Annotated in this window: 10 protein-coding genes; 3 read left to right on the forward strand and 7 right to left on the reverse strand. The window is 72.3% G+C overall.

Features of this window, described 5'->3' with window-relative positions; translation table 11 throughout:
- Nucleotides 1-27: 27 nt before the first annotated feature.
- The 5 genes from AC1DT4_RS08750 to AC1DT4_RS08770 form a co-directional block, all read right to left on the reverse strand.
- A complete protein-coding gene (locus tag AC1DT4_RS08750) occupies nucleotides 28-1335 on the reverse strand; it encodes a deoxyguanosinetriphosphate triphosphohydrolase (RefSeq protein WP_477089389.1) in 1308 nt (435 codons plus the stop codon).
- A gap of 33 nt (nucleotides 1336-1368) precedes the next feature.
- On the reverse strand, nucleotides 1369-3216 hold the full coding sequence (locus AC1DT4_RS08755; protein WP_477089390.1) for a glycoside hydrolase family 13 protein: 1848 nt from the start codon (nucleotides 3214-3216) through the stop codon (nucleotides 1369-1371).
- Nucleotides 3213-4124 (reverse strand): sugar ABC transporter permease, encoded by a 912-nt coding sequence (locus tag AC1DT4_RS08760; RefSeq protein WP_477089391.1) that lies wholly within the window; start codon nucleotides 4122-4124, stop codon nucleotides 3213-3215. Before AC1DT4_RS08760 ends, AC1DT4_RS08755 begins: the two co-directional genes overlap by 4 nt.
- Entirely contained in the window at nucleotides 4124-5749 is a 1626-nt protein-coding gene (locus AC1DT4_RS08765; protein WP_477089392.1) for an ABC transporter permease subunit, read from the reverse strand. Before AC1DT4_RS08765 ends, AC1DT4_RS08760 begins: the two co-directional genes overlap by 1 nt.
- 177 nt (nucleotides 5750-5926) lie before the next feature.
- Complete coding sequence (locus tag AC1DT4_RS08770; RefSeq protein WP_477089393.1) at nucleotides 5927-7177, reverse strand: sugar ABC transporter substrate-binding protein; 1251 nt, start codon at nucleotides 7175-7177, stop codon at nucleotides 5927-5929.
- A 189-nt stretch (nucleotides 7178-7366) separates the two neighbouring features.
- Here AC1DT4_RS08770 and AC1DT4_RS08775 point away from each other — a divergent pair, with 189 nt between their 5' ends.
- Together AC1DT4_RS08775 and AC1DT4_RS08780 are read left to right on the forward strand one after the other, a co-directional pair.
- Nucleotides 7367-8440, forward strand: coding sequence for a LacI family DNA-binding transcriptional regulator (locus tag AC1DT4_RS08775; protein ID WP_477089394.1), 1074 nt, complete (start codon nucleotides 7367-7369; stop codon nucleotides 8438-8440).
- 89 nt (nucleotides 8441-8529) lie between these two features.
- A complete protein-coding gene (locus AC1DT4_RS08780; RefSeq protein WP_477089395.1) occupies nucleotides 8530-10266 on the forward strand; it encodes a glycoside hydrolase family 13 protein in 1737 nt (578 codons plus the stop codon).
- A 39-nt stretch (nucleotides 10267-10305) separates the two neighbouring features.
- Here the strand turns inward: AC1DT4_RS08780 and AC1DT4_RS08785 are convergent, their stop codons facing one another.
- The gene (locus tag AC1DT4_RS08785) at nucleotides 10306-11748 is read right to left on the reverse strand and encodes an alpha-amylase (RefSeq protein ID WP_477089396.1); all 1443 of its coding nucleotides are present in this window, start codon (nucleotides 11746-11748) and stop codon (nucleotides 10306-10308) included.
- A gap of 53 nt (nucleotides 11749-11801) precedes the next feature.
- Nucleotides 11802-14072: a M28 family peptidase gene (locus AC1DT4_RS08790; RefSeq protein WP_477089397.1), complete on the reverse strand. Its 2271-nt coding sequence runs from the start codon at nucleotides 14070-14072 to the stop codon at nucleotides 11802-11804.
- A 65-nt stretch (nucleotides 14073-14137) separates the two neighbouring features.
- On the opposite strand from AC1DT4_RS08790, the gene AC1DT4_RS08795 reads away from it, so the two are divergent.
- Nucleotides 14138-14936, forward strand: a 799-nt coding sequence (locus AC1DT4_RS08795) for a carbohydrate kinase family protein (RefSeq protein ID WP_477089398.1), incomplete at its 3' end; no start/stop codon positions are given.

Consider the following 14936-nt stretch of genomic DNA (forward strand, 5'->3'; position numbering starts at 1 on the left):
CGTCGCGACGGACCGCGAGGACCTGGTTCATACGAGTGCCGGAGGCCCGCCGTGGCGCGGCGGGTGGACCAGGCGCGCGTGCAGCTCCGCGGCCGAGACGTCGGTGAGCGACGCGACCTGGTCGATGACCACGCGCAGGCGCGCGGCGTCGTCCGCGGCCTGCGCCCAGTCCGCCGCGAACGGCGGCTCGAGGGCGATCGGCGCCCGCTCCGCGAGCACGTGCACGAGGTCGACGAGCACCTCGCGCTGGCGGTGGTAGAGCGGCTCGAGCTCGCGCGGCGCCATGACGTAGGCCACCGCGAGGCCCTTGAGCACCAGGATCTCGGCCAGCGTCTCGTGCGGCACGATCAGGTCGGCGCCGTACCGCGTCAGCGGCCCCGGCCCGTAGACCTCGCGGGTGGCCAGCTGGGAGGCCTTCGCGAACCGGCCGATCAGCTGGCTGGTGGAGTCCTTCAGCGACGCCAGCGCGGCGCGGGACCCGTCGAACCCCGGGCGCCAGAGGTTCGCCGCGACCAGCCGGTCCATCGCCTCCTGCAGCCCGTCGGCCGTCACCGCGTCGCCGTACCAGGTCTGCACGGCCTCGACCACGCGGTCGCGCTCGACCGGCACGCCCAGCACCTCGAGGTCCAGGCGCCCGCCCACGACCGCGTCCTCGACGTCGTGCACCGAGTAGGAGATGTCGTCGGCCAGGTCCATGACCTGCGCCTCGAGGCACTTGCGGCCGTCGGGAGCCTGCTCGCGGAGCCACTCGAAGACCGGCAGATCGTCCTCGTACACGCCGAACTTGTGCGTCGGCCGGCCGCTCGCCGCGCTCACCGGACCCTGCAGGTGCCGCCAGGGGTACTTCACCGAGGCGTCGAGGCTGGCGCGCGTGAGGTTGAGCCCGACGGCGCGACCGTCCGGCGCGACGACCTTCGGCTCCAGCCGCGTGAGCAGCCGCAGCGTCTGCGCGTTGCCCTCGAACCCGCCGATGCCCTTGGCCAGCTCCGCCAGCGCGCGCTCTCCGTTGTGCCCGAACGGCGGGTGCCCCAGGTCGTGCGCCAGGCACGCCGTGTCGACGATGTCGGGGTCGCAGCCGAGCGCCTTGCCGATCTCCCGGCCCACCTGCGCGACCTCGAGGGTGTGCGTGAGCCGGGTCCGGACGAAGTCGTCCGACGACGGTCCGAGGACCTGCGTCTTCGCCCCGAGCCGCCGCAGAGCGGAGGAGTGCACGAGGCGCGCCCGGTCCCGCTCGAACGCGGTCCGCTCGCGCGACTTGACCGGCTCCGGGACCCAGCGCTCCCGGTCGGCGTCGACGTAGCCGTCGAGGTCGAGGGAGTGGTCCAGTGCCGTCACGGGGCCAGCGTAACGATCAGGCCCGCGTGACGATCACGCCAACCTCCAGACCTGCACTCCCGGTCCGTCGCCCGGCAGCTCGAGCCGGTCCGGGTGCACCCCGAGGTCGCCTCCGCCGTACAGGCTCTCCGGCGACGCCCCGGGCGCGAGCAGGTGCCGGGGCAGGTCCGCGCCCTCCCACGCGGCGCGTGCGACCAGGACGAGCACCCGCTCGTCGGCCGTCTCGCGCAGGTACGCCACCGCCTCGGGGCTCACGACCGCCCAGCGCATGCCCCCCTCGCGCAGGGCCCGGGACCCGCGCCGCACCGCGATGAGCGAGCGGTAGATCTCGAACGTCCCCGCGTCCCAGCGGGCTCCCCCGCCGGCGTCGATGTCCGCCCACGGCATCGCGACCCGCGCGTGCTCGCCGTTGGTGCCCGTCAGCCCGCCCTCGTCGCCGGCGAACATCGCGGGCGTGCCGGGGTAGGTGAACAGCAGCCCGGCGGCCAGCTCGACGCGCTCGCGCGTGCCGACGACCGTCCGCAGGCGTGCCGTGTCGTGCGAGCCGAGCATGTTCCACTGGTGGGTCGTCACGGCCCACGGCACCGTCGAGTCGAAGTCCCGCATCGTGTCGACCATCGACACGCCGTCGCGGCGCGGGATCGGCACGGGCATCCCGAGGAAGCCGAGGTCGAGGTCCGGGTCCACCAGCCACGTCCAGACGGGCCGGGTGAACGCCGAGTAGTTCATGTTGGCGTGCCAGCCGCCCGCCGCCAGGTCCGTCCCGGCGTCGTGGAAGTGCTCCGAGACCAGCACCGCCTCGGGGTTGAGGGCGTGCATGGTCGCGCGGATGGTGCGGGCCACCTGCAGCGTCAGGTCGTCGTCGGCGTACCGGCCGGTCATGTTGGCCACGTCGATGCGCCAGCCGTCCAGCGAGTACGGCTCCACCAGCCAGCGACCGATCACGGAGTCCGGGCCCTCGATCATGCGGCCGGCGAGCGCTCGGGCGTTGTAGTTGAGCTTGGGCAGCGACGCGTGCTCGAGCCAGCCGACGTACCCCGGGTCGTCGTCGGTCCAGTAGTAGAACGACGCCTCCTCGACGGAGCGGTCGGCCCGCGCGCGCGCGAACCACTCGTGGCCGGCGCCGGTGTGGTTCGTCGTGAGGTCGCCCAGGATCCGCATGCCGCGGCCGTGCACCGCGCGGCTCAGGGACGCGAACGCTGCGTCCCCGCCCAGCAGCGGGTCGACGACGTCGAACGTGCTCGCGTCGTACCGGTGGTTGGACCGGCCGGGGAACACGGGCGTGAGGTACAGGGTGTCGACCCCGAGCCGCTGCAGGTGGTCCAGACGCTGCTCGATGCCGGCCAGGTCGCCCCCGAAGTACTGCTGAGCGACGCCCCGACCCTCGCCGATGGGCTCGTCGTCCCATCGCGCCGGCAGCGCCCAGTCAGGCAGCGGGCCGTGGTCGTGCCCCGACCGCGCGAACCGGTCGGGGAACACCTGGTACACCACCGACGTGTCCATCCAGGCCGGCGCCGGGTCGTGCACGGTCAGCCGGAAGTCGCCCGCGTCGGGCACGTCCCGCGCATGCAGGCCGCGGCCGTTGAGCCAGCGGTAGCCGCCGGGCTCGTCGAGCAGCACGCGGTAGCCCGCCACCGGGTTGTGCACGGGCACCTCGCCGACGTACCAGCGTGCGTCGGCGTCGACCCGCTCGAGGCGGGTGGGCACCATCCGCGGCTCGGCGTCGCGCACCGTCCGCAGCCAGACGGCCCGCTCCGTGCCCGAGACGGGCACCCGGATGCGCACGGGGACGACGTCGCCGAGGCGCGGGGTGGCGCGCCGGACGTACTGCTCGGACCCGTCGTGGTGCGGCTGGTCGAGCAGATGGTGCGGACGGCTCATCCCTTGACCGACCCCGCCGTCAGCCCGCCGACGATGTACTTCTGCAGCGCGAAGAAGAGTGCGATCACGGGGATGGCCGCGAGCACCGCTCCGGCCGCGAACACGCCCCACTTGGCGGTGCGCTCGTCGGCCGCCCAGGAGTACAGACCGAGGGCGACGGTGTACTTGTTGACCTTCCCGAGGACGACGGACGCGATGAGGTACTCGCCGTAGGTGGAGATGAAGGACAGCAGGCCGACGACCGCGAGGATGGGCGTGACCAGCCGCAGGATGATCCCCCAGAAGATCTGGGCGTGGGTGGCGCCGTCGATCTTCGCGGCCTCGTCCAGCTCGCGCGGGATCGTGTTGAAGAACCCGTACATGAGGAACGCGTTCACGCCGAGCGCGCCACCCAGGTAGACCATGATGATGCCCAGCTGGCTGTTGAGGCCGAGTGCCGGGAAGACCTTCCCGATGCTGAGCAGCAGCAGGAAGATCGCCACGAACGCGAGCGTCTGCGGGAACATCTGGAACAGCAGGAGCGCCGTCAGCGAGCCGTGCCGGCCCTTGAACCGGAACCGCGAGAACGCGTAGGCCGCCGCAGCCGCCATGAGCACGGTGCCGATGGCGGTCGCCGTCGAGATGATGAGCGAGTTCACGAACCAGGTCGGGTAGTCCGTGCCGACGAGGTCGGCGAAGTTCTCGGTCCCGACGGTGCGGAACAGCACGTTCGACCCGGTGAGCGTGCCGCCGGGGTTGAGCGACGCCGACACGAGGTACACGAACGGGAAGAGGCAGAGCACGATCGCCACGATGGCGACGACGTGCCGCCACCCGACCTCGCGCCACCACCGCATGCCGGTGACGGACGTGTGGAGCTCCACGGACTTCCGGGGCTTCGTCTTCCGGTCGACCGTCGTGGTGGTCATCACAGCTCCTCGAGTCGACGCGTGCGACGGAAGCCGGCCCAGGAGATGGCGCCGACGATGATGAAGATGAGGATCGACAGCGCGCTGGCCAGGCCGTACTGCTTGAGGCCGCTCTCGAACGCCACGGAGTAGACCATCGAGATGAGCAGGTCGGTATGGCCGACGAGGATCGGCGTGCCCTGGAAGTTCGGACCGCCGCCGGTGAGCAGGTAGATCAGCGTGAAGTTGTTGAAGTTGAACGCGAACGAGGCGATCAGCAGCGGGGCGACCGCCACCATGAGCAGCGGCAGGACGATCGAGCGCTGGACCCGCGCCGCCCCGGCCCCGTCCATGCGCGCGGACTCGATCACGTCGCCGGGGATCGACTGCAGCGCCCCGGTGCACACCAGGAACATGTAGGGGAAGCCGAGCCAGAGGTTGACCCCGAGGATCGACAGCTTGGCCAGCCACTCGTTGGTCAGCCAGGGGACCTCCGCGCCGCCCAGCAGCACCTCGTTGATGAACCCGAACCGCTCGTTGAGCAGGCCGCGCCAGACCAGCGCCGAGATGAACGCCGGCAGCGCGTACGGCAGGAGGAGCAGGGAGCGGTAGATCCGCCGCCCCTTGACGCGCGGGTCGTTGAACACGACCGCGAGGAAGAGTCCGACCGCGAACGTCGTGACGACCGAGAGGATCGCGAAGGCGAAGGTCCACCAGAGGATCGAGAAGAACGGTCCGGCGATGCGCGAGTCGGTGAAGAACGCCGTGAAGTTCTCGAAGCCGACCGTGACCCGCCAGCCGGGCAGCAGCACGGCGCCGTCCTCGGACACGAAGTTGCCGTGGTCGGACGGGGTGTACACCGTGCCGTCGGTGGTGTCGGTCATGGTGTCGGCGGCCTCGTCGTACACGAGCGTCGACTCGTAGACGTAGCCCGTGGACCCGTCCTGGGTGCGCAGCGAGCCGTCGTTCGGGTCGTCGGAGACCGGGACCCGCAGGCTGGTGATCGCCTCCTGCTGCTGGGCGATCTGCGCGAACTGCAGGACGTCGTAGCCGGGGACCTCGGTGACCTTGTCGCTCTCGACGGTGGCGTCGTCGACGGGCTCGAGCGGCTGGTCCGCCGTGCCGACCTGGACGGTGCCGTCCTCGTCGACGATCGCGAAGCCGAGCTCGTCGCCCTGCGTGACCACCGTCAGCGGGAAGCTGGGCGAGCCCTCCACCCGGCGCTCCGTCTGGATGAGGATCGCCTCGATGGCGTCGGCCTTGTCGGAGTTGTGGCCGTCGCCGTAGTTCGTGAACGCGACGTAGCCCGTGTAGACCATCGCGAACAGCTGGTAGACGAGCAGGAAGAGCAGCCCCGGCACGAGGTACTTGGCCGGGACCATGCGCCGCGAGAAGTAGACCCAGTTGACGACGACGAGCGCGAAGACCAGGAAGACGACGATCGCCCACGAGCTCACCGCGGCGGCGGCGAGGATGCCGTAGATGCCGAGGGCGTCGACGAGGGCGACGAGGAGGAGCTTGGCGACGAAGCCCGGGGACATGTTCCGCGCGTGCGAGTCGCCGGAGCGGGTGCGGCGGGGGCCGTCCTCGGGAGGCGGAAGCGCCCCCCGAGAGGCGACGTCCTGAGCGGTCTGCTGGTCCGTCATGAGGTCCTCCGTGCTTCGCGTCGTCGCGCGGCGACAGGGCGGGGCGCTACCCGCGGTGGAGCGAGGGCGTGGTGCGACTTCGACCGACGGTCCGATCCTGGCAGGGGTCGGACCGCTCGGCCTGGCGAAGGCTCGCCGGGGCCCCCGCAGGGACCCCGGCGAGCCTGTCGATCGGCGTCAGCTGCCGTCGATCGCGCCCTGGATGTTGGCCGTCATCGTGTTCCAGGCCGCCGGAGCGTCGGTCGCCTGGCCGCTGATGATCTGGACCTCGGTGGTGCCCCAGAAGCCCCAGACGGAGCCCATCTCGGGGATCGAGGGCATCGGCGCACCGGTCGCGCCGGCCTCGTTGAAGCCCTTGAGGATCGGGTCGTCGACCTTCTCGGCCGAGGCCGTGAGGGCCGGCAGGCGGCCGCCGAGGTCGTAGAGCTCCGACTGGATCTTCTCGGTGGTGAGGAAGTTGACGACGAACTCGTTGGCGAGCACGGCGTTCTTCGACTTCGAGGAGATGAACGCGCCCTGCACGCCGACGAACGGCTGCGCGGGCTGGCCACCGGCCGACGGCACGGGCAGGACGGAGATGTCCAGGCCGGCGTCGGTGAACGCCGTGGTGTTCCACGGGCCGGTGATGATGTACGGCGCCTGGCCGTCGAGGAACGCCTGCTTGGCCTTCTCGCCGTCGACCGCCTGGTCGAGGACCTTCTCCTGGCCGAGCTTGGCCAGGTAGCTGGCGAACGCGTCGCCGGCCGGGCCGCCGAGGCCCAGCGTCGTGTTGTACGAGCCGTCAGGGTTCGACTCGAACACCGGGGCGCCGAACGACGTCTGCAGCGGGTACAGGTGGTACGCGTCGCCCTCGGCACCCTGCTGGATGATGACCGAGAACGGCGTGCCGGCGCCCTGCGCCTGCGTCACGAGCTCGTCGAAGGTCGTCGCCGGGGTGTCCTTGAGGATCGCGTTGTTGCGGACCAGCGCGATGTTCTCGATGGCGTACGGCGTGCCGTACTGCGCGCCGTCGTAGGCGAACGCCTGGAGCGCGGCCGGCGAGAAGCCCTCGGCCTTGTCGCCCAGCTCGACCGGCGCGATGACGCCGTTGTTGACGAACTCACCGGTCCAGTCGTGCGCGCCGATGATGACGTCCGGACCCTCGCCCGTCGGCACCTGGGCCACGAAGTCCGTGCGGATGTCGCCCGACACCTTCTGCACCAGGTCGACCTTGACGCCGGTCTCCGCCTGGAACTCCTCGACGATCGGCTTCATCACGTCGATGCGGGTCTCGTCGACCCACATCGTCAGCGTGCCGGTGAGGCTGGCGCTCTCGCTCGGGGCGGCCGACGAGTCGTCGCCGCTGTCTCCAGAACCTGAGCACGCGGTGAGCGCCAGCGCGAGGCCGAGCGTCGCCGCGACGACAGGGATGCTCCGTCGCATCGTCATCTCCAAAACAGTCTGTGGGGTGCGCCCGCGTTCGGCGGATCCCCACCGACGCTGGCCTGATATCGCAGAAGTTAGCGTCGTTGCCACGGGGCTTGCAAGTCGTTACGGTAACTTTCAGGCAACGGTTTCAGCGGGTGCCCGACACGGCCCGCGACGACCTTCATGAACGACTACGGACGAGGAGGTCCGGTGTCCCCTACGCTGCCGCCTGTGCGCACCCGTCTGACGGATCTGGCCGAGCAGGCCGGCGTCAGCACGGCCACGGTGTCTCGGGTCCTCAACGGCAAGCATGGCGTGTCGGCCCAAGCCCGCCAAGCCGTGCTGGCGGCCCTCGACGTGCTCGGGTACGAGCGACCCGAGAAGCTGCGCACGCGCTCGGCCGGCCTGGTCGGTCTCGTCGTCCCCGAGCTGTCCAACCCCGTGTTCCCCGCGTTCGCGCAGGTCATCGAGACCATGCTCACGGAGCGCGGGTACACGCCGCTGCTCTGCACGCAGTCCCCCGGCGGCACCACGGAGGACCAGTACGTCGAGATGCTGCTCGAGCACGCGGTCGACGGGATCGTGTTCGTCTCCGGGCTGCACGCCGACACGACCGCGAGCAAGGACCGGTACCACCGCCTGCGCAGCCGGGGGATGCCGATCGTGCTGGTCAACGGGTTCGCCCAGGGTGTCGACGCCCCCTCGGTGTCCACCGACGACTCGGCCGCGCTCGACCTCGCCTTCCGGCACCTGGTCTCGCTCGGGCATCGCTCGATCGGTCTAGCGATCGGCCCGGAGCGCTTCGTCCCCGCCGCGCGCAAACGGGTGGAGTTCGCGATCAACCTGGAGCGCCACCTCGGCGTGACGGACGCCGACGGCCACGTGGTCACCACGCTGTTCACCGTCGAGGGCGGCCAGGCGGCCGCGCTCGAGCTCATCGACAGCGGCCACACGGCGATCATCTGCGGGTCGGACCTCATGGCGCTCGGTGCCATCCGCGCGGCCCGGTCCCGCGGGCTGTCGGTGCCGGGCGACCTGTCGGTGGTCGGCTTCGACGACTCGCCGCTGATCGCGTTCACCGACCCGCCGCTCACCACGGTGCGCCAGCCCGTCCTCTCGATGGGTCACGCCGCGGTCTCCGCGCTCGTGTCCGAGATCAACGGGACCCCGGCGTCGCGCACCGAGCTGAAGTTCCACCCCGAGCTCATCGTCCGCGGCTCCACGGGCGCTGCACCCGTGCTGACCTCGGCCGCTGTGACCACCGAGGCCTCCGCCGTACTCTGATCGGACGCGAGCGGCACCCTGAGTGCGCTCCGTGTCCGGCAACGGCGCCTCTCCCCCTGTCTAGACCCCCCGAAGTGAGGCATGCCCGCATGACGACGACCGACACCCGACCCCTGCGCACCCTGGTGCACACCGCCGGATCGCCCGACGGCGAGTGGTGGCGGGATGCCGTGATCTACCAGGTCTACCCGCGCTCGTTCGCGGACGCGTCCGGCGACGGGATCGGCGACCTGCCCGGCGTGACCGCGCGCCTCGACCACCTCGCGGAGCTGGGCGTCGACGCCGTGTGGCTCTCGCCGTTCTACCGCTCGCCGCAGGCCGACGCCGGCTACGACGTGGCCGACTACCGCGACGTCGACCCGCTGTTCGGCACGCTCGCCGACTTCGACGAGATGCTCGAGCGGGCGCACCGCCTCGGCCTGCGCGTGATCGTCGACCTGGTGCCCAACCACACGTCCGACGAGCACGTGTGGTTCCAGGCCGCACTCGCCGCAGGCCCGGGCTCGCCCGAGCGCGCCCGCTACCTGTTCCGCGACGGCCGCGGCGTCGACGGCGCGGAGCCGCCCAACAACTGGCAGTCGATCTTCGGCGGGCCGGCATGGACCCGGACCACCGACCCCGACGGCACGCCCGGCGAGTGGTACCTGCACCTGTTCGACTCGCGCCAGCCCGACCTCGACTGGGAGCACCCCGAGGTCCGCGCCGAGTTCGAGGACGTCCTGCGCTTCTGGCTCGACCGCGGGGTCGACGGATTCCGGATCGACGTCGCGCACGGCATGGTCAAGGCGCCGGGGCTGCCCGACTGGGACGGCCACGTCTCCATGATCGAGGGGTCCGACGACGTCGAGCCGACCGACACGGTCTCCGGCGCGGGCAACCAGGGTCCGATGTTCGACCAGGACGGCGTGCACGACATCTACCGCGCCTGGAACCGGGTGCTCGCGGAGTACGACGGCGACCGTGCGCTCGTCGCCGAGGCCTGGGTGGAACCCCTGTCGCGGCTGACGCGCTACGTCCGGCCGGACGAGATGCAGCAGGCCTTCAACTTCGCGTTCCTGGCGACCCACTGGGACGCCCCGGCGCTGCGCACGGTGGTCGAGGCCTCCTACCGGGCGGCGGACGTCGTCGGCGCCCCGACCACGTGGGTGCTGTCCAACCACGACGTGGTCCGGCACGCGTCGCGGCTCGGCCTGGCGGAGCCCGGCTCGCGGCCCAACGGCATCGGGCACGGCGACGAGCAGCCCGACGAGGCCCTCGGCCTGCGGCGCGCCCGCTGCGCGTCGCTGCTCATGCTCGGCCTGCCCGGCTCCGCGTACCTGTACCAGGGCGAGGAGCTGGGGCTGCCCGACCACACGTCGCTCGACGACGACCTGCGCCAGGACCCTGCGTTCTTCCGGACCGGAGGCGCCGAGCGGGGCCGCGACGGCTGCCGTGTCCCCCTGCCCTGGGCGTCCGACGAGGCCGGGTTCGGGTTCTCCCCCACCGGCGTGACGTGGCTCCCGCAGCCCGCGGCGTGGGCGTCCTACGCGCTCGACGCGCAGCGCGGCGTGGCCGGCTCGACGTACGAGACCTATCGCGCGGCGCTCCAGCTGCGCCGGGAGTCGGGTCTGGGATCCGGCGGCATGGAGTGGCTGCACGGGCTCGGCGACGACGTCATCGCGTTCGTGAACCGGGACGTCCTGGTCGTCGCCAACCTCGGCTCGTCGCCGGTGGCGCTGCCCGCGGGCGCCGAGGTGCTGCTGGCGTCGATCGACCCGGCGGTCGACGACGACGGGTCCGTGCTGGTCCCGTCCGACGCGACGGTCTGGGCCCGCTACACCGTCTGACCTGCAGGGACGGCCCCACTACGGTGGGGCCGTCCTTCGTCATGGTCGGCGGGCGACGTCCCATGCCTGGGCCGAGCCTGGAGGCACGACGACCGTGAGCTTCCCGCCGTCGACCGTGGACCGCACGCAGTCGTCCGTCGACAGCACGTCGCAGTAGTCGCCGTCCGGCAGGCTCGTGGTCAGCTCGGTGCGCAACTCCTGGTCGCCGGCGTTGACGACGACGAAGCCCCGCTCCCCGCGGCCCAGCGCGGCCGCGTCGCCGTCGGACCACTCGTCGACCGTCGGGGCGTCGCCGACGACGTTGCGCCAGCCGACCATCCCCTCGATCTGCGGCCAGCGGTGCTGGCAGACCCAGGCGCCGTCCGCGAGGTCCGCGTCGGGGCCGGGGGTGTCGCCGCACGAGGCGTCGAGCACGCGACCGTCCGCGTCCTGCGGCGGCCCGGCGTCGCGGTCGGAGAACGCGTAGCCCGTGTACACCGCCGGCGTGCCGTAGCTGCCGGCCAGCATGAGGACGTTCGCCAGCGCGTACTGCGCGCCGTCGGCGTAGCTGAGCGTCGAGCCGTTGCGCTCGGTGTCGTGGTTGTCGACGAAGATCACCGCGTCGTCGGAGGGCAGGTAGCTCGACGTGGTGCCCAGGTCGAGCGCGAGCCCGGGCGAGCCCGCGAGCACGCCCTGGATGTCCTTGCCCCACGAGAACTCGTACACCTTGCCGTTGCCGGTGTACTGCTCGGGCGTGACGGGCTCGCCGCTGCCGCGGATGACCTCCTGCGCGATCCCGGTGCCGTCCGGGAGCTGGCCCACGACCGCCGCGATGTCCTCGGGCGCCATGTGCTTGGCCGCGTCGATCCGGAAGCCGTCGACGCCCAGCGACAGCAGGTCCTGCAGGTAGGCGACGATCGTCGACCGCACGTGCTCGGTCTCGGTGGCCAGGTCGGCGAGGTTGACCAGCTCGCACGTCTGCACCTGGGCGGCGACGTGGTAGTCGGCGATGTCGTCGTTCGCGGTCAGCCCGCAGTGGTGGAAGTCGGCGTCGGTGTAGATCCCGGGGTAGTCGTAGTGCGTGTACGACGAGCCCGCCCAGCCCGTGCCCGGCGCGTCCTGGCCCGTCATGTGGTTGACGACGGCGTCGGCCCAGACGTCGACACCGGCGTCGTGACACGTCTGCACCATCGCCGCGTACTGCTCGCGCGTACCCAGCCGCGACTCGACCCGGTAGCTCACCGGCTGGTACGCGGTCCACCACTGGTCGCCCAGGATGTGCTCCTGCGGCGGGCTGGTGAGCACCCACGCGTACCCGGCCGGCCCGAGGTGGTCGGTGCACTCGATGGCGATCGAGTCCCAGGTCCACTGGAACATCTCGACGCCCACGTCGTGGCCTCCCCCGTCGGGCGGCGACGCCGACGGCTCGGGCGTGCCGCTGCACGCCGCGAGGAGCAGCAGGGCGCCGACCAGGGCGGTCGCGCGGGCGGTCAGGTGCGTCATCGTCACCACCGGGTGAGGCTGCAACCTTGCAGCAACTTGCAGGACGCCACACCCTAGAACGTGACGGCGGTTCCCACCAGCACCAGCTCCGACGTGTGCGACCCCTCGATCCCGACGCCCGGGGGCCGCGGCGCGAAACCGGGGAGCTCCTCCAGGCCGTCGCTACCGTCCGCCACCTGCAGGACCGCGTCCTGGTCGCCCGAGAGCGTCAACGTGACGTGCACGCCGTCGGCCGGCGGCGCGTTGAACACGACCGCGAACGTGCCGTCGGACACCGGGACGTCCCGACCCTCGACCTCCGCGGACTGCACTCCCGCGTCGGCCATCGTCAGCGACACCAGCCGCACCTGCCGTTGTGGCGTGATCGTCAGCTCGAGGGTGCGGACGCCGCCCGCCGTGGTGTCGGAGTCCGTCGTCACCTCGGGCGCCGGCAGGTCGGCGGCCTCGGCCCCACCCGTCCAGACGCCCGTCCCGAGCAGCGGGAACGTCGCGTGCACGTCCTGGTGCTCCGAGACGAACTGGCTGGTCCAGTCGCTCGGGCTGACCTCGGAGCTGACCCACCGGGCCTGGCCGGTGTCGGCGTCGAGCGCGTACATGAGCTGGGTGGGCAGCGGGTGCTTCTCGTCGAACCTGTCGACGACGAGCCCGGCGCCGACGCACACGACCGCGACTGCCCCGGCGACGAGGGCCGGGAGCAGCGCGCGGCGTCCGCTCGGGACCAGCCGGTCGACGACGGGGAGCACCGCCAGCCCGAGCAGCACCGCGAACAGCGCCGGCGCCGCGCCGGTGGCCAGCCCGAGCGCGGGCAGGAACAACAGCACGATCGGCGCCAGCACCACGACGGCGACCGCCCCGACCACGGTCGCCGTGACGACCTTGCCGGTGTCACCGAGGCGCAGCGCGACGATCCCGCCGACGCCGCCGGCGAGGGCGGGCAGCGCGGCGAGGTACGAACCGCCGGGCGTGACCGCGGCGAGCACCAGGCCGAGCACGGCGAGCCAGCCGAGCGCACCGATCACCAGCGCGGGCGCGCCGAGCCGGCCGCGGAGGGCGCCGAACCAGAGCATCAGCACGGTCGCGACGAGCGCCATGAGCGCCGCGCGGAACCACCACGGCTGCCACGGGTCGAGCATCTCGCCGTACCCGGGCCGCAGCGCGACCAGCAGCATCCAGAACAGCTGCGCGACGACCGCGGCCAGCGCGATCGGCGCCAGCCCCCACGCGAACCCGGCGACCAGCCGGCGCCCGCGAAGCAGGCCCGCCCGCACCGACAGCCACCCGAGGGCGACCACGGCCAGCGCCGCCAGGATCGCGACCGGCCACACCAGCCATCCGGGGTACCGCGCGAGCTCGCCGAGCACCGGGAAGTACGTGGCGTCGTCCGCCGACGGGACGCTCAGCGCGGCGAGGTCGTCGTTCCCGAGGTGCCGGGCCAGCGCGAGCGCGTTCGAGCCGTGGTGCTGCAGGCTCGCGAGGTCCATGTACTCCGGCCGGTCCTCCGGCGAGTGGTAGACCGCCGAGCCGTCGATGTACGCCGAGTTGAGGCCGGTGAACCGGTCCTGCTCGCGGAACGGCGTGAAGTCGGTGTCGTTGGGCAGGATCCGGTAGACCTCGACCGCCATGCTGCTGCCGACCGGGTGCGGCACGGTCGAGTAGACGTCGACCAGGGCGGCGTTGCCGCGGGACGTCTCGAACATGATCGCCGGGCCCGACGCGCCGCGCGCCTCGACGTTGAGCACCACGCCGCCGTCGGCGCCGAGCGGGTCGTCGTGCACGAACGCCTCCGCGCCGCACAGGCACGCCTCCTCGGCGTCCGTGAACACGAGCACGACGTCGTTCTTCAGCGCCGGCCCCTCGCGCAGGGCGCGGACGGTCTCGAGCAGGGTCGCGGTCCCCGCGCCGTCGTCGTTGGCGCCGTAGGACACCTGAACCGAGTCGTAGTGGGCCACCAGGAACAGCCGGCCGGTCGAGTCCGTCCCGGGAAGCACGGCGACCACGTTCTGCACGGCGGCGAGGCCGTACCCGCTGCCCAGGGCGCCTGTCGCGCCGACGCCGTCCACGACCTCCGGCTCGAGGCCGAGGTCCGTCAGCGTGTCGACGATGTGGTCGCGCACGTCGCCCGCCGCGTCGCTGCCCGCCGGGTGGACCTCCTGGCCGATGGTCTGCACGTGCTCGAACGCGCGCTGTGCGCTGAACTCGCCGGCGGGCGCGTCCGCCGGGGCGGGCGCCGGCGGCCAGACGGTCCAGAGGCTGACCACGGTCAGTGCGACGAGGACGAGCAGGCTCAGCAGGGAGAGGCCGCGGGACCTCGTCGTCACGTTCACGGCGACCATGATCCCTGGTGGGACGCGGTGCTCAGGACCACCACGCCGCTCCTAGGGTTGTCCCCGTGCCTCGCGTCCTCGTCAACGGTCCCGCGTCCTGGAACACCCTCGTCCGCCTCGCCGCGCTCCCCGAGCCGCGCTCGCAGACGCTCTTCGCGCACGGCCATCATGACGGCCTGGGCGGGACGTCGGCCGGCAAGGCGCTGACGCTGGCGGCGCTGGGCGTCGACGTCACGCTCCGCACCGCTATCGGCGACGACCGCGAAGGGGCGCTGGTCCGCGCCGCGCTCGCGCAGCCGCGGATCAGTGTGGTCGCGCAGCCGGTCTCGACGACCGAGCGCCACGTCAACCTCATGGCCGAGGACGGGTCGCGGGTGTCGATCTACCTGGAGCTGCCGTCGCCGACGCCGGACCCCGTGCCCTCGTTCGACGGGGTGGACGTCGCCGTCCTCGACCTGGCCGACCACAGCCGCCCGCTCCTGCCGGCCGCCCGGGCCGCGGGTGTCCCGGTCTGGTGCGACGTGCACGACGACGACGGCGTCGGCGACTACCCGCGCGACTTCGTCGCCGGTGCGGACGTCCTGCTGGTCAGCGCGGCGCGGCTGGCCGACCCGCGCGCCTACCTCGCCGACGCCGTCGCCCGCGGGTGCCGGCTCGCGGTCTGCACGGACGGGGGCGCCGGCGCGCTCGCGCTCGACGCCGACGGGTGGATCGAGGTCCCGACGGCCCCGGTCGACGTCGTCGTCGACACCAACGGCGCGGGCGACGCGTTCTTCGCCGGCCTGCTCAGCGGTGTGCTGGAGGGGTTACCCGTGGAACGGGCGCTGGCGCGCGCGTCGGCGGCGGGGGCGGTCGCGGTGGGCA

The organism is Cellulomonas sp. P4_D11 (genome assembly GCF_056401915.1).